At 37.0% G+C, this 19,466-nt stretch carries 20 protein-coding genes; 1 reads left to right on the top strand and 19 read right to left on the bottom strand.

What is annotated here, in order from left to right; all coding sequences use genetic code 11:
• Positions 1-3: 3 nt before the first annotated feature.
• Positions 4-1,182 carry an OmpA family protein gene (locus ACA086_RS11065; RefSeq protein ID WP_371003375.1) on the top strand — a complete coding sequence of 393 codons (1,179 nt, stop codon included), beginning with the start codon at positions 4-6 and terminating at the stop codon, positions 1,180-1,182.
• A 26-nt stretch (positions 1,183-1,208) separates the two neighbouring features.
• On the opposite strand, the gene ACA086_RS11060 is transcribed toward ACA086_RS11065, so the two are convergent.
• The 19 genes from ACA086_RS11060 to ACA086_RS10970 all read right to left on the bottom strand — a co-directional run bounded on the left by ACA086_RS11060 (position 1,209) and on the right by ACA086_RS10970 (position 19,434).
• Positions 1,209-2,465 (bottom strand): sulfate adenylyltransferase subunit 1, encoded by a 1,257-nt coding sequence (locus ACA086_RS11060; RefSeq protein WP_371003374.1) that lies wholly within the window; start codon positions 2,463-2,465, stop codon positions 1,209-1,211.
• A gap of 12 nt (positions 2,466-2,477) precedes the next feature.
• On the bottom strand, positions 2,478-3,383 hold the full coding sequence (gene cysD, locus ACA086_RS11055) for a sulfate adenylyltransferase subunit CysD (protein ID WP_371003373.1): 906 nt from the start codon (positions 3,381-3,383) through the stop codon (positions 2,478-2,480).
• A complete protein-coding gene (gene cysC, locus ACA086_RS11050) occupies positions 3,376-3,978 on the bottom strand; it encodes an adenylyl-sulfate kinase (RefSeq protein WP_371003372.1) in 603 nt (200 codons plus the stop codon). Before cysC ends, cysD begins: the two co-directional genes overlap by 8 nt.
• A complete protein-coding gene (locus tag ACA086_RS11045) occupies positions 3,975-4,391 on the bottom strand; it encodes a DUF2061 domain-containing protein (RefSeq protein ID WP_371003371.1) in 417 nt (138 codons plus the stop codon). The genes cysC and ACA086_RS11045 overlap by 4 nt, the downstream gene beginning before the upstream one ends.
• The gene (gene cysQ, locus ACA086_RS11040; RefSeq protein WP_371003370.1) at positions 4,391-5,194 is read right to left on the bottom strand and encodes a 3'(2'),5'-bisphosphate nucleotidase CysQ; all 804 of its coding nucleotides are present in this window, start codon (positions 5,192-5,194) and stop codon (positions 4,391-4,393) included. Before cysQ ends, ACA086_RS11045 begins: the two co-directional genes overlap by 1 nt.
• Before the next feature lie 74 nt (positions 5,195-5,268).
• Positions 5,269-5,922: an acetyltransferase gene (locus ACA086_RS11035; protein ID WP_371003369.1), complete on the bottom strand. Its 654-nt coding sequence runs from the start codon at positions 5,920-5,922 to the stop codon at positions 5,269-5,271.
• Between the two features lie 108 nt (positions 5,923-6,030).
• A complete protein-coding gene (locus ACA086_RS11030; protein WP_371003368.1) occupies positions 6,031-6,246 on the bottom strand; it encodes an acyl carrier protein in 216 nt (71 codons plus the stop codon).
• Positions 6,247-6,249: 3 nt separating this feature from the next.
• Positions 6,250-7,320 (bottom strand): 3-oxoacyl-ACP synthase III family protein, encoded by a 1,071-nt coding sequence (locus tag ACA086_RS11025; RefSeq protein WP_371003366.1) that lies wholly within the window; start codon positions 7,318-7,320, stop codon positions 6,250-6,252.
• Positions 7,317-7,550, bottom strand: coding sequence for an acyl carrier protein (locus ACA086_RS11020; RefSeq protein ID WP_371003365.1), 234 nt, complete (start codon positions 7,548-7,550; stop codon positions 7,317-7,319). Before ACA086_RS11020 ends, ACA086_RS11025 begins: the two co-directional genes overlap by 4 nt.
• Positions 7,551-7,592: 42 nt before the next feature.
• Complete coding sequence (locus ACA086_RS11015; RefSeq protein WP_371003364.1) at positions 7,593-9,113, bottom strand: amino acid adenylation domain-containing protein; 1,521 nt, start codon at positions 9,111-9,113, stop codon at positions 7,593-7,595.
• A gap of 95 nt (positions 9,114-9,208) precedes the next feature.
• Positions 9,209-9,694 carry a hypothetical protein gene (locus ACA086_RS11010; RefSeq protein ID WP_371003363.1) on the bottom strand — a complete coding sequence of 162 codons (486 nt, stop codon included), beginning with the start codon at positions 9,692-9,694 and terminating at the stop codon, positions 9,209-9,211.
• A 60-nt stretch (positions 9,695-9,754) separates the two neighbouring features.
• On the bottom strand, positions 9,755-10,240 hold the full coding sequence (locus ACA086_RS11005; RefSeq protein ID WP_371003362.1) for a hypothetical protein: 486 nt from the start codon (positions 10,238-10,240) through the stop codon (positions 9,755-9,757).
• Positions 10,241-10,826: 586 nt separating this feature from the next.
• On the bottom strand, positions 10,827-11,450 hold the full coding sequence (locus ACA086_RS11000; protein ID WP_371003361.1) for a sugar transferase: 624 nt from the start codon (positions 11,448-11,450) through the stop codon (positions 10,827-10,829).
• Positions 11,451-11,570: 120 nt separating this feature from the next.
• Positions 11,571-12,770 (bottom strand): glycosyltransferase family 4 protein, encoded by a 1,200-nt coding sequence (locus tag ACA086_RS10995; RefSeq protein WP_371003360.1) that lies wholly within the window; start codon positions 12,768-12,770, stop codon positions 11,571-11,573.
• Between the two features lie 108 nt (positions 12,771-12,878).
• Positions 12,879-13,913: a GNAT family N-acetyltransferase gene (locus tag ACA086_RS10990; protein WP_371003359.1), complete on the bottom strand. Its 1,035-nt coding sequence runs from the start codon at positions 13,911-13,913 to the stop codon at positions 12,879-12,881.
• Positions 13,914-13,958: 45 nt separating this feature from the next.
• Positions 13,959-15,170 carry a UDP-N-acetyl-D-mannosamine dehydrogenase gene (gene wecC, locus ACA086_RS10985; RefSeq protein ID WP_371003358.1) on the bottom strand — a complete coding sequence of 404 codons (1,212 nt, stop codon included), beginning with the start codon at positions 15,168-15,170 and terminating at the stop codon, positions 13,959-13,961.
• Positions 15,171-15,173: 3 nt separating this feature from the next.
• Positions 15,174-16,289 carry a non-hydrolyzing UDP-N-acetylglucosamine 2-epimerase gene (gene wecB, locus ACA086_RS10980; RefSeq protein WP_371003357.1) on the bottom strand — a complete coding sequence of 372 codons (1,116 nt, stop codon included), beginning with the start codon at positions 16,287-16,289 and terminating at the stop codon, positions 15,174-15,176.
• A gap of 65 nt (positions 16,290-16,354) precedes the next feature.
• Positions 16,355-17,602, bottom strand: a complete 1,248-nt coding sequence (locus ACA086_RS10975) for a glycosyltransferase family 4 protein (protein ID WP_371003355.1) — start codon at positions 17,600-17,602, stop codon at positions 16,355-16,357.
• A 2-nt stretch (positions 17,603-17,604) separates the two neighbouring features.
• The gene (locus ACA086_RS10970; RefSeq protein WP_371003354.1) at positions 17,605-19,434 is read right to left on the bottom strand and encodes an alginate lyase family protein; all 1,830 of its coding nucleotides are present in this window, start codon (positions 19,432-19,434) and stop codon (positions 17,605-17,607) included.
• Positions 19,435-19,466 lie beyond the last annotated feature (32 nt).

Genomic DNA, 19,466 nt, shown 5'->3' with positions numbered 1-19,466 from the left:
CCTATGAAATTGCTCAGGGCTATTACTTTTCTTGTCTTAATTGGTTGTTTCCAACTTTATTCCCAGGACAGTATTGTATTAACTCCAAAGGACAGTGTTATTGAAAGTTCGTGGATGATGGGAATAGGCTGGAACTTCATAGACGATTCCGGAGATGCATTCAATGATTTTACCACAATTAGGGACCAGTGGAACGGGGTCGCTTTTCCATCACGTCTCAATATTGGCCGGTATTGGCAAAGTGGTCTGGGCCTGGAATTGATCGGGACTTATAACAACTATAAGGAAGGGAATACTATCGACGGGGTAACGATCACGGAGGATATCCCTTACTGGGGTATAGATACCCGACTCAGCTATGACCTCAATAAGTTGGTTGGGGAAACCGGATTCTTTGATCCCTATGTTGGTGTCGGACTGGGATATTCTGATGCGAACAACCTGGGACGAGGTACTTACAATGCGATTATAGGCTTTAGAACATGGTTTACAGATCGCTGGGGGCTCGACTTTAGTTCCAGCGGGAAATGGTCGTTAGGAAATGAAGCATCAAATCATATCCAGCATGCCGTGGGTGTGGTTTATCAGTTTAACATAAAGAAGGGACTATCAGAAAAAGGGGAAGAAAAGCTTGCTTTGTTGCAGGAAATGGAAAAAGAGCAGCAAAGGCTTCAGGATTCCCTTCTGGCCGCCAGAAAGGCCGAGGAGGAGGCCAGGCTCCTGGCAGAACGAATGGAAAAAGAGAAGGAAGAAGCCCGACTGGCAGCACTGGAAAAAGCGAAGAAAGATCATTTAAACAACGTGCAGCAAGTCCTGGATAGCCTGGGAGCGGTGTATTTTGCGTTTGATTCGTCTTATTTAAATGAATACTCAAGGAAGACACTGGATGGGGTAGCGAGCCTTATGGCCCAGTATCCGGAATACTCCTTTGAAATCCATGCTTTTACTGACTCCCGTGGTCCTGACAACTACAATCAATGGTTATCTGAGCGCAGGGCACAACGAACTACAGACTATCTGGTAAAACAGGGAATCTCAGAAAGCAGATTGACGGCCATTGGCCATGGGGAATCCCTTTTGACCAACAGCTGTTCTGACGGGGTGAAATGTACACGGGAAGAACACCAGCAGAACAGGCTGTCTGAAGTCACTGTAATTAGGGTATTCTCAACACAAGACTAAAAATTAAGAGTAGGATATCGTTTCAACTAAATCACCATCCCGGCAGCAACGGTCTCATTGGTCTGATCATCAATTAGAATCAGGCTCCCCGTAAATCGGTTGTCTTTATAAGGGTCGACGAGCAAGGGTTTGGTAGTCCTGAGTTTAACCTTGCTGATATCATTCATTTTAAGCTCCTTGTCTTCCGTGATCCGCTCCATGGTGTTGATATCATATTTATACATCACCTCCCTGATCATCGCTTTTTGTTCATTTGAGGTATGCATCAGGGTATACTTGGCCCTAGGTTGGGAGGGACGATTATTTAACCAGCACAACATTACCTCTACATCCTGAGAAGAATCAGGTGTATTATTGGAACGAACGATCATATCACCTCTGCTCACATCAATATCGTCTTCTAATTCAATAGCAATAGACATAGGGGCAAAAGCCTCCTCCAATTCTCCATTCGGACCTGTGATTGACTTAACTCTTGACGAAAATCCGGAAGGAAGAACCGTCACTTTGTCTCCTTTTCGGTAAAATCCACTGGAGATTCTACCTGCATAGCCCCTGTAATCAATAAATCCCTCCCGCTGAGGCCTGAGCACGGTCTGAACCGGGAAGCGGGCATCTACCTTGTTTAGATCACTACTGATATGCATGGTCTCTAAGGTGTGGAGTAGTGGTGCATCCTGGTACCAGGGCATATTCTCTGAACGATTCACCACATTGTCTCCCAAAAGAGCACTTATAGGGATAAACCTTATATCTCTGATCAATAGTTTTGCAGCAAATTCTACAAATTGGTCTACAATCTTATTGAAAACATCTTCTGAAAAGTCGACCAGATCCATCTTATTGATACAGACAATAACATGAGGAATATGCAATAGGGACGCGATAAAGGCATGCCTTTTAGTTTGTTCTATCACGCCGTGTCTCGCGTCTACCAGAATGATGGTTGCATTGGCCGTTGAGGCCCCTGTAACCATATTTCGGGTGTATTGTACATGGCCGGGGGTGTCAGCTATGATGAATTTTCGTTTCGGGGTGGTGAAGTAACGGTAGGCTACATCAATAGTGATCCCTTGCTCCCTTTCATCCCTTAATCCGTCCGTAAAAAGGGCCAGGTCTACTCCGTCGTGTCCTTTTTTGCGACTCGTATTCTCTATGGCTTCCAGCTGGTCTTCGAAGATCGACTTGGAGTCGTATAACAATCGGCCTATAAGGGTGCTTTTCCCGTCATCCACGCTACCGGCAGTAGAAAATCGCAGTAATTCGTTTCGCTCTATTTCCATCAATTCCTGATATTAAAAGTACCCAAGTTTTTTTCTGTCTTCCATGGCATTTTCGGACCGTTTGTCATCCGTTCGGTTTCCACGTTCTGTTTGTCTCATAGCAGACACTTCCTGTACAATTTTCTCCAGCGTATCTGCCTCTGATTCTATGCCACCGGTGATAGTGATATCACCAAGGGTTCTGAACCTTATTTTTTTGGTAACGACTTCTTCATGTTCTTCCAGGACTAAGAATTCTGAATTTGGGATCCAGGAGTTGTTTCTCCAGACTACTTCCCTTTCATGCGCGAGATAGAGGGAAGGGATTTCTATTTTTTCACGTAAAATATAATTCCATACATCCATTTCCGTCCAATTACTTATTGGAAAGACCCTGAAATGCTCGCCTTCAAAATGTTTTCCGTTAAAAAGGTTCCATAATTCAGGGCGTTGGTTTTTGGGATCCCATTGTCCAAAGTCGTCCCTATGGGAAAAAAAGCGCTCTTTTGCTCTGGCTTTCTCCTCATCTCGTCTTCCACCCCCAATGGCACAGTCTACTTTATTAGATTCAATAGCATCGAGTAAGGTGGTAATTTGAAGCGCATTGCGAGTGGCACTTCTACCTTTTTCCTCTGCCACCCTTCCCTGATCGATGGATTCCTGTACAGATCCGACTATAAGTTGTACCCCAAGATCATTAATAAGTTGATCCCTAAAATTGATGGTCTCAGGAAAATTATGGCCGGTATCCACGTGCATTAAGGAGAACGGAATTTTACTGGGATAAAATGCCTTTTTGGCTAAATGTGTGCAAAGTATGGAGTCTTTTCCACCCGAAAAAAGGATCACCGGATTTTGAAATTGGGCCCATACTTCTCTTAGTATGAATATAGCCTCGGATTCTAATTCGTCCAGGTAGCTTAAATAATACTTACTCATTGCTTCTGGGTTTTAGTTTTGGTTGGATCTTTTTATAGATCATTTCTACAGCTTCGGCCACTGAGTTATTTTCTGTCACCGTAACATCTGCATTGGTAGGACTTTCATAGGGGGCTGAAATTCCCGTCATATTCTTTATCTCACCTTTACGGGCTTTTTTGTAAAGACCTTTCACATCGCGTGCTTCGCACTCCTCCAAAGAGGTATTTACGAAGACCTCTATAAAGGTATCAACTCCGACGATATTTCTAATTCGGTTTCTGTCTTTTTCATAAGGCGCCACAAAAGCAGCTAAAACTACCAGTCCGGCATCCACAAACAATTTACCAATTTCACCAATCCTGCGGATATTTTCTGATCGGTCTTCCGGACTAAAACTCAGATCCTGATTAATGCCACTTCGAATATTATCCCCATCCAGGGAATAGGTATGTATATTTTGGGTATGCAATTTTTGTTCCAGGGCATTGGCGATGGTAGATTTACCAGAACCAGATAAGCCAGTAAATAGGATCATAAAGGAACCATGGCCATTTTTTTTGCTGCGATCTGCCATGGTAATTTTATAGTTGTGTTTCGTGATATTTTTTTTCATTCCTTTTTAACGCCCCTCTTTTCTAATCCAAAATTAATACGATACCAGCTTCGTTCATGAAAATAGTATAAAATCATTTTAGTGACCACTTCTGCTACCCCTATTTTTAACCCGGTTAAAGGATTACCCGAAATAAACCAGGAAAGTAGAAAGGTATCCAGGGTTCCTATAATTCTCCAGGTGATGGTTTTAAACAAATGTCTTCTTTTACTATTCCTGACCCCTGTATTAAACCAGATCCGTTCGTGGAAATAGTACAAAATCATTTTTGTGATCACTTCAGCCCCTCCAATTTTAAGTCCGGTTAAAGGGTTCCCAGTAATGATCCAGGCAAGTACTATGGTGTCTAGCGTACCAACGATGCGCCAGGTGATGGTTTTGGCCAGGTGCCTTTTATAGGAGGAGGTGGCCATCAGGGAGCGACCAGAAAATATGGGTTGAGAAGGTTTTCCTTATTATAACACAATTCGCTCTGGGTGTCCTGTGCGGTAACTTTTAATCCCACTGCAGTACAGATAGCATGGCCGGCTGCTGTATCCCATTCCATAGTAGGTGCAAAACGCGGATAAACATCAGCTTTCCCTTCGGCGACCAGGCAGAATTTTAAAGAACTTCCTTTAGAGACCACTTCTACATCCCTTCCTTGCTTTTTTAACCCTTCCACATAGTCCAGTGTATCCTGGTTCATATGGGATCGACTTCCGACCACTCTTACTATTGAACCTGTTTTTAATGTAGGTTGAATACGATCTTTTTCAGAAAAGAGCTGATCTGGTAGGGAGTGATCTTCAGCGATAAGTGTTTTGAAGGCTGCTTTTTGATTCACATCTGCATAGTATAATTCCCGTGTTACAGGGACATAAATGACCCCCAGTATGGGTTTTCCTTTACGGATCAGGGCAATGTTTACGGTAAATTCCCCATTCCGCTTTATAAACTCTTTGGTTCCGTCTAGCGGGTCTACCATCCAGCAGGTTTCCCAGGATTTTCGGGTGGTGTAATCCATCTGTTTATTTTCCTCGCTGATGATGGGGTAGGGGGTGTCCTTAAGGAATTCGTTGATGACGGCGTTGGAGGCGAGATCGGCTTCGGTTAGTGGGGATTTATCCTTCTTAATCTTAGTGTTAAAATCTGGAAGGTCGTAAACGTTTAGTATAGATATACCGGCCTTTAATGCAGAAATAATAGGAATAATTAATGGATCATTCAGATTCATTTTGAAGTTTATTCGGTTGATTTAGCACGTTACCTGGATGTATTAAAAAGCCCAGTATTTAATTAATTAAAGGATTACATTTTAGGGATGGCCATTACCTTTTCTTTAAAACGATAGAAAACTGTAGTATCATCTTTAATGTTTTTATCCACCAACATTCCTGCTTGAACAACATTATTATTGCCAATTTCTATTCCTGGAATTACCGTAGACCTCAATCCAAAATAATTATTGTCTCCCACTTTTACTGATCCGGCAAGTCCTGCTATGGATAAAAAATTATTGTCACCTACAATACAATCATGGCTAATGAAACAGTAGGAGGTAAGAAAATTATAATTACCAATAGTGGCGTATTTTTCAAGAATACAAAAAGGAAAAACGATATTACCAATACCTATATCTAAATTTTCTGGCATCACCACACTATGGTGAATAAAACTCCCAACGACAATATTCTTCTCTTTGATTATATCGATTAATTTTTTTCTGGAATCCATGCTTCCGACGGCGATCAGCAACTCTTCCCCATCAGCTTGGGAGTAGGTATGAATATTTCCTAGATGAGGTGCCTGAAAGTTATATTTTTTCCAATTTTCCTTGGAATCGTCCAAATATCCTTTAATGGTAATTTGGTCTTCCGGTCCCACTTTGGAGTTGTGATCTTCAATATAAAAGGTCACTTCTGCACCGGCTCCCCCGGCTCCAAGTATAATTACATTTCTCATAAATTGGTCTTTAATAAATTATAAGAGGCTTTGAGCTAATTTACAACAAAGTAACCTCAGAAGCGATTTAATTATTTTTAGCAGGAATTTAGAAGGACCTCTGCTCCTCTATTTTTTTCCTTGAATAAGACTTTTTAGCCCCTCAATAGTTTTAGAGTCATTGATTTCCTGTGCTGACAGAGGTACATTATATTCCGAGTCACTAAGCGCAATAATAGATAAAACCGCTAATGAGTCCCAGGCATCGAAGGATTCAAGTTCATCAGTTAGTTCAACAGAATCTACTTCAAGTATTTCTGCAATAGAAGATTGAAAATTGTCCATAGCCTAATTTTTAAATTCAATTGTATTACAAAAGTCTAAATTGCCCATCTTCATAAGCAGAGATGCCCAGCTCAAACCAGCTCCAAATCCCGCCAAAAATAATAATAGGGTGCCTTCCATTAGTTTATCACCTATATTATGCGTAATTGCAGTAGGTATGGAAACCCCACTGGCATTGCCAAAATTTTCTACAACATTATTGGGCATTTTATCATAAGGAATACCCATTTTATCAGCTAATTTTTTTAACATAAACTTATTCGGTTGATGAAACATATAATAGTCTATATCATCCTTATGTTTATCTGCCTTAACTAATAGGTTATCAACCATGGGAGGGACTTCTTTTTGAACAAAATTAAACACGTCGTCACCTTTCATAACCAGGTGATCCAAAGCCCTGGAGTTCCCACTCTCATCTGTTTCTAATTTTGCAGTTTTTGCGGTTGAAGGTATTCTAAAGCCACCGGCAGGAATTATGAGGGCATCGGCGCCTTTTCCGTCAACATACACAGATCCATAGATTACACTATCCGAAGAATCGTTTTCAACGATCGTAATCGACGCTGCATCACCTGTTAATGGTCTACTTCCGCGATCTTTGTGAGATACCTTATAACTCATGGTATCAGCATTCAGTACCACCACTTTGTTTATCTCCTCCTGGTCTAACAACATAAAAGCCTGATTAAGGCCTATGGGATATCCTGAACAGGCCTGATTAATGTCCAGGCAGACCATGTCCTGCTTTAAATCCAGTTTACCTTGAATAATGTGGCTGGTGGCAGGTACAAAATGATCAGGGGACTGCGTGACTAAGATAATGGCATCGATTTCATCTTTTTTTAAAAAATTATTATCAAAAAGGTAATTCAACCCAAAAATACATAGGTCCGAGGCTGTTGTCCCTTCTTTGACAACCCTGCGTTTGCCATATCCCATGATTAGTTTGAGTTTCATCGATTGTCCTCTCGAGAAATCATAATTGTCGATCTCATCGTCAAAATTGACTTCATTTTCCGGTAAAACCGTAAGGATGCCGGTAATTTTCTTCTTGTGAAACTTTAGGTTCATTTTGTGACACCATTTTTGATTAGTAAATGATAAATGCTATCGACATCGGAAAAATTTTCAGGTAAAATCTCCGTTCCGTCAATTGAAATTCCAAATTCTTCATCCAGAGAAGCAACTAAACTCACTATATCAAAAGAATCTAACATCCCTTCTCCAATAAAATCAGTAGAATTTTCAAAGTCAAATTCAGGTCTGATCTCCGAGAGTATTTCTAATATTTTTTCCTTCAACTTAAATTTTTTTTTAAACAAGATACTTCCAAACGAAGAAGATCAGGTATTATTTATTTTTTTATTGAGTAAAGCTCTATCAATCTTACCCGTTGTTGATTTAGGTAAGATATCCATTTTAATATATTTTGATGGAATCATATGTTTAGATAACACTTTTGTGAGCTTTAGTCTGAAATCTTTAACCGGTATTTCTTTTTCAGATTCATAGATCAGGACAATTTCATTTTTTGCTTTGTCAAAGAATACCCCAGCATTGATCGTATCAAATACACTTAAAATATGATGTTCTATCTCCCCCAAATCTATTCTGTATCCGGATAACTTTATTTGAAAGTCCTTTCTTCCTATATAGATGTACTCACCTTTTTCATTTAAGTAAACGATATCCCCGGTTCTGTATATTCTTTCAGGAACTGCGTTATTTAAAGGATTTTGTACAAAAACCGCGTTAGTTTTTTCTAAGTTGTTCCAATAACCAAGGGCAAGGGAAGATCCTCGAACGCATAATTCACCTTTTTCTCCAACTTGACAAAGTTCATCTTTTTCATTCAAAACCAATATATCCGTGTTCCTGCAAGGCTTCCCAATGGGCAAAGACTCATCTTCATCTACGGTATCGCTAACAATATGGTAGACACATGTTCCTGTAATTTCAGTAGGACCATACATGTTTCCATAAATAACATTTTTATTTAAATTCCTTATCCAATAATTTAAATGTTTAGGCGGCATCACTTCCCCACCATAAAGAACTTTTTTTACCGTAGGAATTTTTATGGAAGTAAAGAGCTTGAGATTAGCTATATTGACGTAAACCGATGGCACCCAGAAGATAAAATTTATCTTGTTCTCATTGATATAATCCAGTAAAGTAGCGGGAAAAATAAATTTCTGTTCAGGAATCAAATACAGGGTAGCACCTTTGAATATCATCAGATATATATCCAGGGTGGACATATCAAATATAAATGGGGTCTGATTTCCGACTTTTTCATTCTCAGTGATGTCAAAGGTGTCAACCACCCAATTGATATAATCAATAATTGATAAATGAGATATGACCACACCTTTGGGCACACCTGTAGATCCTGAGGTGTGTAAAATATATGCAGGATCGGTATCAATGCATTTGATATAATTGAATTTTTCGTCTACATCCTCCCCCTTCTCCAATTCATCGAGGTTGATAATTGGAAAATCTAAATTAAGTTCTTTTAACTGGGTGATGTACTTATCATTTGTGATTATGCATGCTGGATGTAATGCCCTTAAAATTGCTTCAATTCTAGGAAGTGGGTTCTTTGTGTCAAGCGGTGTATAGCAGTTTCCGCTGTAAAGGGTCCCAATAAAGGAAGCCAGGGTTTCATTGGCTTTAGGCAGGTAAATTGCAACCGGTTTGTTGATAGCATTGGTCTCTTTCGTTATGTGGGTCGCAATAAGTTTAGCTTTTTGCCTTAACTGATCAAATGTAATTTGAGAAGTACTGTCAACGATTGCTATTTTATCAGGAAATAAGTCAACCGTATTTTCGAAATACTCAATTAAATTAATCTTTATCATATCAGAAAACTATTTTCAAATAAAGCTTTAGTAAGAACCTATAGCCATCAATTTCTTAGAAAAAGTTTTATAAAACTTTTGAGGCATACTAAGCTCTACAACTTTCCTAAAAACTTATCCGGGATAGGAAGTTCCGGGGTTTCCCTAGCCCAAAATAGGTTCAAAATCCACCATCTATCTTCATCAAAGAGCAATTGAAAACTATTGATACCTCTGGCATGTATTTTATTCTCAGCCATTTCCTCTTTACTATTGAAAGATTGATAGGTGCTAAATACCTGTGCAATATTTCCAAAGGCGTGAACTTCTTTGTGAGCTTCATTTTCGTAAAATGCAGACTTTCTTCCTGAATCCAACCATTTTCCAGTGGTATTAATATAATCGTCAACAGTTAGAAACTGTGGTCTCAATACTCCATCTGTAAGGGATTTCTCGTATCGAATTAACCTCCCATCAGGGTGAAATAAAAATTTATAAAGTTCCCAATCCCTTGGCTCCCCTTGTTCTCCTCCCAGGATGATATAATTTGTGTCGATTATACTATCTATCGACTCTACACTCTTTAAATATTTGTCTTCCATTATTGATTTTAAATTTAGCTACCTGTGATATACTAATTAATATTTATTATGCCTGAGCCATTAATCCAGACCTAGGAACTCATTCGGAATTGGAAACTCTTCTGTCTCACGATACCAAAACAAATTAATAATCCACCATCTGTCTTGATAGTATGCCATTTGTATGCTGTGGACATTTCTGACGTAGGGATTATCATTTTCCATATCCTCTTTGCTTCCAAAAGACTCACATGTGCTCCAAACATGAGCTATAGGACCAAACACTTTTTTTATTTTATGAATTTCCCTTTCGTAGAAGCCTGTTTTTTTAATCTTCTCCATATACTTTCCTATTGAAGATGTGAAATCATAGGGAGACATATATTGAGGTCGAAATTCACCATCTGTGAAATCCTCTTCATACCGAATCATTTTGCTGTTCGGATGATATAAAAAGCGATATAATTCCCAATTTCTCGGTTCGCCTGATTCACCTGCCAGACACTCATATAAGGTGTCTATGGTACCATCAATAGTTTTTACTTTTTCCAAATATTCTCTTTTCATTATTGAATCATTTTTTTAAAGTGGTAGTTATTTTTAAGTGATACTATTATAAAACGATTAACTAAGCTTATCAGCGCTTACACAAACTATACCTAAGTATGCCTGACAAAAAAACAAATTCATTTTGACTTTCGCTGATTTTTAAGATAAAAACCATGAAATATCGACCATTACTTGTTATTTCTGAACCAGATCATCTTTCAAACGGTATAATATTTTAATTATAATTAAAAAATTCATTTTTATAACGAATCCATCTTTAACCTATTTACTTAGAATGTCAATTGAAATGTGAAATCAATTTAATTCGAGCAAGTATGATAAGAATGAATCGACGGTATTTTATTGTACAATAATAGTTGATAAATCACGGAAAGTCTTATGGATTAGTATTCAAATCTTGGATCATTTTAGAAGTACTTTTAAAGAATCAACCTCGAAGTATTTCCAGGATTTAAAAACCATCGATGCGATGTGTAATCTTTTTGAAAAACAGATTAAACATCAAATATTTTATCAGCTTCTGATATGCTCATCTTGATAAAATAATAAAATTTGGCCAGCCAATAATTATAATTCTTATGTGTTATTCCAGGTTTCCCTGCCATTGTTTATACGGATCTGCTCCTACCATATCTATGTCATCTGATTTAAATACCTTTAATACAGTTTTCATTAGGATTTTAATATCAGTGGCAAAGCTAATATGATTAACATACCATACATCATAAACAAACTTTTCTTCCATTGAAAGAACGTTACGTCCATTAACTTGTGCCCAACCAGTGATGCCCGGCTTAACTAAATGACGCTTAGCCTGTTCCTTGTTATATAATGGAAGATAGGCAATTAATAATGGTCTCGGCCCAACGATGGACATGTCGCCTATAAGAACATTAACCAATTGTAGTAGTTCGTCAAGGGAATATTTTCGAACAAATTGTCCAACTTTGGTGACACGTTGTGCAGCTGGTAGAAGTTCACCGTTTTTATCTTTCTTGTCATTCATCGTTTTAAATTTGATGATGGTAAAGATTTTCTCATTTTTCCCGGGTCTTTTTTGAAAGAAAAATGGCTTGCCATTGTTGGCAAACAATAACAGTACGATTAAAGTACTTAAAATTGGGGATAGGAGTATTAGGGCTATTAAAGAGGACAAAAAGTCCCCACCCCTTTTTATATAAGATTCGTATAATGTGGTGGACGCCATAACTTTTATTCTTTGTTTAATAAAGTTTAAATTTCAGATTTGTGGCAATTATACAGTTTTCGTTTTTAGGATTAAACTATCCTCGTTTAATTGCCAAAATATATAGTTCAGTTTAATTTTTCATTTTGATATACTTTCTATTGTATTAACAATCTCTTCGCATAGAATAGATTTATCAAATTTAGTTTCGGCTAGTTTCCTTGAATTTTTACCCATCAGAATACATTTTTCCGGATTCTCTTTAAGGAAAAGAATCTGTTTTACTAAATCTTCTGATTTTTCGGGATTGGCAAACAACCCACAATTATTATCAGTAACCAGACCTTTAATCCATCCTGGAGTATTTGTAATAACCGGTTTACCCGCAGAAAAGGAGTCAAAAAGTTTATTGGGGGAATGAGTTTCGAATACAGGAATATTGGAGTAGGTAACTAAGGAAACATCGCAAATATTTACAATTTCGGAAAGTTCTTTCATAGGAAGGCCTTCTAAAACATAGACATTTTTTAAACCCATACTATTACATTTTTCTTCCAGAGAAGTCTTTAAAGCTCCACGGCCTATCAAAATAAATTCAATATTTTGATCATTTTTCAATAGCTCAATGGCCTTGATGATGTAATTCAATCCGTTAGCTATGCCCATAGCACCAAAATAAATTACCTTAAAAGAATCTTTCTTTAGTCCGTACTTATCTCCGATTTTAAAATCAGGCGGGCGATTACCAAAATTATCTATTTTGGACATATTTGGGATCATAGATATTTTACTTGGCGGTATGTTCCGTTTCATAACTCCTTCCACTATGCCCGGTGAAAGCGCAATGATGTGTAAAGCATTTTTATAGATGGTTTTCTCAAACCAAATCGCGATTTTTTTAACCAACTTATTATTCAAGGCTCCCATTTGAATGGGCACTTCGGGCCAAAGGTTTCGAACCTCAAAGAAGTAAGGAATCTTTTTAAATTTTTTTAGGAATAATGCAGGAAAACCTATTGTAAGAGGAACTGAGGAGGCAAAAACCAGGTCTACATTTTTTTCTTGAAATGCCACTCTGGCGGATCTGAACATAAAAATGATAAAGGCTAGTAACCTTCTAAAGACACTCATTTTTTGATCATATGGTACTTTTATGTATATGACATCTATTCCATCAACATGTACACGCTCTATGCCTTTTTGAATTTCTCCCAAGGGATCTGAACATAACATGGTTACTTTATGTCCCTTAGCTATCAAACTTTGACTAATCCAATATGAGCGGGTAGCGCCATATTGTTTTGGGGTTTTGAAATACTGGTGGATGTAGAGAATCTTCATAATTTGGTTTATTGTTGGTTGATATGCTTCAAGTCCAAATTTAATCAGAATAACTCACAAAAGTCAAATACGTATCCAGGTCCCTGTTTTCAAAAAGAATTTGCTGGTTCAAAACTGATTAAATCTGTAGCTGGGAAAAAATGATGAATTATATTTTGAGTTGGCAATAACATTTCTTTGAGATACCAGCTCATCGTATTTTTTTTGATTGATTATATATTTCCAAACCTTGAATGGTAGCGTATGATTAGAAAATCCTGATTTAAAATAAAATAACGAATCTTCTTTAGCACCAACTCCACCGCCGAGATTGAAGAAATTATAATTCTCCTGCGTTCCTATAATCCTCATCTCATCAATTAGTAATTTAAGAGGGTTAGAATTTAAAAACGAATTATTGGTGCCAGAAAGATGATATTGTATAATACCTTCTTTTTTCAAAAACATAGCGCCTCCGGCAACTTCATCCGTTTTTCTGCATATGGCAAGTAAAACTTCAGTTTCGAATTGAGAACTCTTAATCAATTCATTAAAATATGTTTTTGAAAAAAAGTATTCCTTTTTTGCATTTACTCGATTCATTGTCTGGTAATACGCTTCAATAAAAGATTCTATTTCGCTAGGAGTCGAAGCTTTTTTAACTAGGTATATGTTTCGAAATGTATTGACATAGGTTCGTAGTCTTCTGTGATAGCCCTTGATTTGTTCATCGATTGATTCTTTGACATCTATAAACAATATATTGCCGATTGTCTCTATGACACCTAATTGATGCAGAAAAATATCCTGAGATGGAATAAATGGGTTTAATCGTAGAAAAACTGTTAAAAGATTTAGTTCAATAAAACATGCCCTTAACTCTTTCTGAAATAATTTCAGGTCAAAATATTCAAAGGCTTCACTGGCAATAGGTCCGCCATAACCGTATACTGAAGTTGCGTCTTTGTATTTTGAGAATTCTATATCTCTGATAAGTAATGGTAGAAGAATTGAATTACCTTTTTCAGTATAGTGAATTAATATAGGTTCCTCCCCTTCGACTAAGGTCGCATGATGATAGTCATAGGTATGATAGGAATCTGAATATTGGCAACTATTTACAAGTTCGTTCCAAGTATCTTTTTCTCGAATAACTTCTATCATATAACGAACTAACCTAGTCTTTAACAATTAAAGTAAAACCCATAATTATTTTAACGCACCACAAAAATCTAATACAACTTTATTTTTCAGGTTTGAGAGTTCTTTAAACTCATTATGGGCAACTAGTAGGGCGATAATATCAGCCTGTTTGATGGCTTCTTTAAGACCAGTGATCTTAAATATGTTGTGATCTTCAATATTAGGTTCTACAATATAGTATTCTTCATTGTTGGAAGCTTGCAGTACTCGCTGTACAATATATTTGGCTGGGGACTCTCTAAGATCATCAATGTTCGGTTTAAATGCCAAACCCAGTAGTGCAATTCTCGGTTTTCTCCCTTGTCGTAATTCAAATTCTAGCTTGGATGAAATAATTTTTTCAGCACACCAGAAGGATTTATAATTATTTACCTCTCTTGCTTTTCCGATTATTCTGGATTCCATTGGATAATCCGCCACGATGAAATAAGGATCGACTGCGATACAGTGACCTCCAACTCCACAACCTGGCTGTAATATGTTCACTCTTGGGTGTTTGTTCGCTAAGCTGATTAGTTCCCAAACATCAATATTTGCTTTATCACAGATCAGAGATAGTTCATTTGCAAAAGCGATCTGCACATCTCGAGATGAGTTCTCAACTAATTTGCACATTTCTGCTGTCCGAGCATTTGTTTCATGTAATTCACCAGTTACATATTCTCTATAAAACTCCACAGCTTTTTTTGTACTTCTATCATCGATTCCTCCAATAACACGATCATTATTAACGAGTTCATACATCACATTACCAGGTAATACGCGTTCCGGGCAATAGGCAATGAATAACTCCCCTTTTAAGTCGGGTCTTTTTTCATAAATAAGAGCCATCATTTTTTCGGTGGTACCCACTGGCGAAGTAGATTCAATTATGTAGGTATCGCCTTTCTTCAACAAAGGCAAAAGATTTTTTGTAGCTGACTCTACAAATGATATGTCCGGTTCATTTTTATCTTTAAATGGAGTTGGTACTACAATAAGATATGTATTTGCCGCTACAGCTGTAGTACTTGCATTTAAAAAACCATTTTTAACAGCTTTGGAAACTACATCCCCTAAATCTGGCTCTACAATATGAATTTTACCCTCGTTGATTGTTTTTACAACACCAGGATTAATATCCACTCCGTGGACGTAGGTCCCTTTTTGGGCAACTAAGGCGGCGGTTGGCAAACCTATATAACCGAGTCCAACTATAACTACTTCTGGATTTTTCATCAATTAAAGTTCTTTAATGTATTCTATAATTCTTTTGCAAGCCTGCCCATCACCATAGGGATTATGTAACATGCTCATGTTCGAATATTTTTCCTTATTCTTTAGTAAGTCGTTGGCTTCACTAATAATCTTATCCTTATCAGTTCCAACAAGTATTACAGTACCAGCATCAACGGCCTCTGGCCTTTCTGTTGTATCTCTCATTACTAGGACTGGTTTTCCTAAGCTAGGAGCTTCTTCCTGAACACCTCCACTGTCTGTAATAATTAGATATGATTTATCCATTAACCAAACAAAGGCCGGGTAACTCAAGGGATCAATTAAAGAGATGTTTGCGATACCACCTAATATTTCCTTAACCGGTTTTTGTACTTTGGGATTTAAGTGAACGGGATATATAATCTGTACATGCTTATTATTTGAGGCAATATTTTTAAGCGCTTCACAAATGCGGATAAAGCCTTCTCCGTGATTTTCACGTCTATGGCCGGTAACTAATATTATTCTGTCACTTTGTATTACTTTTTTCAGGTTTAAAATTTCCGGATCCTCAAGTTTATTTACTTTTTCTATACTTGCTAAAAGTGCATCAATTACTGTATTGCCGGTGATACATATGTTTTCTTTTTTAATATTTTCCTTAACGAGATTATTGAAAGACTTCTGGGTAGGGGCAAAATGATAATCGGCTAAATGACCTGTCAGGGTCCTGTTAATTTCTTCAGGAAATGGAGACTGTTTATTGTAGGTCCGTAAACCTGCTTCGATGTGACATATTTTCGCGCCGGAGTAAAAAGCCGCAATACTGGCTCCCATTGTTGTGGTAGTATCTCCATGCACAAACACATAGTCTGGATTGAAGTCTTCCAAAACTGGTTGCAAGGAAGTAATTATATTCGCCGTAAGACCATAAAGATTTTGTCCGGGACGCATTAAATTCAAATCGTACTGAGGGGTGATATCAAAAAACTCCAGAACCTGGTCTAACATTTCTCTATGCTGAGCAGTGACACAAACTTTAGTTGTGAAATCGTTCTCATTGTACAATGCCTTAACCAGAGGAGCCATTTTAATTGCTTCAGGTCGGGTACCAAAAATGACTAATAGTTTCTTTTTCATGGCGGGTATGTTTTGTTATTCTAAAATTAGGAATTTGTCTGTTCAGGTTCTTTTGAAACACTGTATTATTTACGAGCTACTTTTTTAATTTCATTCAAATACTTAAGCGCCAATTTATGTCTGTCAAAATGTTCTTTCGCATGATTATACCCATTTAAACCTTGTTCAATGATATTGTGGTCTCCCCTGAGGTAACCCCGGATTTTCTCTGCTATATCATCAGCATTTTCGGGTTCTGCAAAAACACCACATTGGGCGTCCTCGATCAGTTTTCTGGAAACACCATCAATTGCTAAAAGAATAGGTTTTTTACAAGACATATAGTCAAATGTTTTGTTTGAATAAATGGTCTTAAAGGTATCAACCTTCTTTAATACGGAAGTTCCAAGATCGGACGCTAATACATATTCGAAAGCTTTGGATTTCGGTACAGAGTCTACGAAGCGTACATTTTGTAAATTCCTTGATTTCACCTCCTTCATCAATGAATCTTTGGTCATTCCACCGCCTATTAACTGAATTAAAACATTCGTATCCTGTAATTTTTCGGCTGCATCTATTAGCTGTATAAGATGATTTGCGATACCATGTGCCCCAATATATGTTACGACAAATTTATCATCAATTCCTTCTTCTTTTCTAAATTTTTTAGCGTCAAAATTTTCCGCTACTTCTTCTGCCAGAGAAAAGTCAGCTGCGTTTGGTATATAAATAATCTTTTCAGCAGGTATATTCTTTTTATTTATAAGTTTTTCCCTGAACGCAGGCGTCAAAACATTGACCAATTTTGCTTTTTTGTAGATCGACTTTTCAAACCAGTATGAAAATTTTATTAGCCAAGGATTGCTAATCACACCAGTATCTATAGCAGACTCGGGCCAAAGATCCCTTACTTCAAATATTAAGGGTAATCGCTTAAATACGGCTAAAACATATGCAGAAATGCCTACAAATAAAGGCGGGGAGGATACCAGGAGTACATCATACTTCCCCTTAGCCCTGAATAAACCTGCCCAAATACTTGAAAAAACAAATGTAAAATAGGCCCATAACCTTCCTGCGAAATTTACGTTATAAGCAGAAGAAACATGGCAGCGAAAAACATCGATATTTTTATAGTAATCCTTCTCATGAAAGACATATTTTCCTTTTCCTTCATGTTCTGGATCATTTTTATTTGCTAAAATGGAATAACCCGCTAATACAGTTACTTCATGACCTTCATCCGACCATGTTTTTGTCATTTCATTAAAACGTGCTCCACCTGCCTGATTTTTGCCTAAAAAATATTGATGGATTAAAAGAATTTTCATACTTACTTTATTTTTAATGTAGTTTTAAATCCAGTTTTTGAAAAATAAGTATATCTAATGGAGGGTTCAATTTCTCCATAATAATTAGAACACCATTTTTCCTCTATTTTAGGATTTAAAATATTACCTGATCCATCTATACAGCTGATATTGATTTGATCAAATGTTTTTGGATTAAAATGCCAATATAGTTGAGATACATAATCATCTGCATTTTTGATAGTATCAGTGACCACCCATTGATTTAGCTTCTTTGCCTTTACCACTTTTCTGTTGTGAATAATTTTATTTCCAAGTTCTGGAAAACCTGTGAATTGGCCATCGAATTCGAAACTGTTTCCTTTTTCAGACAATGTTGCTTTCGCTTTTTTATTCCAATAATTCCAAATAAACCTGCTTCCCTTCAACATTTGATTTTTGTTATCAACTGAAACTGTATTGTGTCCAAAAGAATAACCAAAAAATCTATCGTACTTTTTTTCAGTATTATTATATAAATAAGACCCGAGGTCCCATAGATAATTGTTGCCATCTACCCAAATATCTAAATGTAAATTATCTGCATGTCCAGGTCTGTCCTTGTATTTGGCACACTTTACTAAAGTTTTTGAAGAACCATCATTTATAACATAATGACCACCAAATGGATATGACGCTAACACCTCTGGTTCAAAAGGTACTATTTTGCAATTCTTAATGCCATACCACAACTGACTTTCACTATGTTCCGAAACTTCCCTATTTAAAACAGCACTTAAATCGTTAATTTGAGAAGTATAAACTCGATAGTCGTCATCTGTAAGTTTAAAGAAAAGTGCCCCGTCATTTGCTCCATAATTTGGTAATTTTCCACTTGTTTGATCTTGACATGTTCTTAGATAGTTTAACGATTTTCCGGCTCTATCATATACGGTTGAATTAAATTCGTCTTTATGGAGTTCTGCCAGTTTAATACCCCAGGTAAGCAATTGGATTGCAACGCGATGATAATTCATAGAGAATTGGAGGAATGTTCCATCTTCATATATCTGGTAAGCGATCTCTTCCTGAAACCACTTTTTACCTTTTTCTGACCATTTTTTGGTATTTGGTAAAAATGGAAATAGTAACCCTCCTAAAAAGAGCATCAGTGTTTCGGTAAGCGCGTGATTATTTCTTACCGCAATCCTGGAGAAGTTAATATTATTGTACACGTGATGTAACTGCCAATAGATGGCATTCATTATAGATTTAAACCTTTCTTCCGTTAATTCATTGGAATTCCTGTAATAGTATAGGGCAAATGTCCAATTTAGAATTCTTAGACTAATTTCCTGGCTACATCTGTAGTTTGGCCCCTGGTTTATCGGATTATGAATCAAAAATGATTCTATTTCCCTGAAGACCAAATTGGAACAGTCTGTATCAAAGTGATAATCATATCGAATAATATCGTATAAGAAAGAAAAGCGTGATTTCTCCCAAACGTATTTAATGTCACCTGCCTCTTTTGACAGGTCTACTATTTTAGACCAGTGTTTTAATTCATATTGATATCCTGTCACCGGATTTGTTATCCAATCGAAGTCTTTACCCAAGGATAATTTTGTTCTGCTGAAAAAGGTGTAGGTATTATTCTGAATATTATTGAAAGTTTCTTGTAGTCCGGGATGCTGTATCCTGGGTATTTCCAATGATTCCTTCGCTTCAAAGAAAAACTTAGGAGCATTTTTCCTCCATTCATCCAAGGTTAAAGGGCATTCAAGGAAATCAGGATTTGAAGGAAATTTAGATTTTAGAAGCCCTGTTTTCCTGCGGATTTCGTAACCTAATCGAAATAGGGTATAGCGCATACCCATATTCTGAATGGTATTGATTAAAGATA

Origin of the sequence: Muriicola sp. E247 (assembly GCF_041358175.1) — a bacterium.
Classification (GTDB): Bacteria; Bacteroidota; Bacteroidia; order Flavobacteriales; family Flavobacteriaceae; genus Muriicola.
This window is presented reverse-complemented; position numbering and strand designations above follow the sequence as displayed.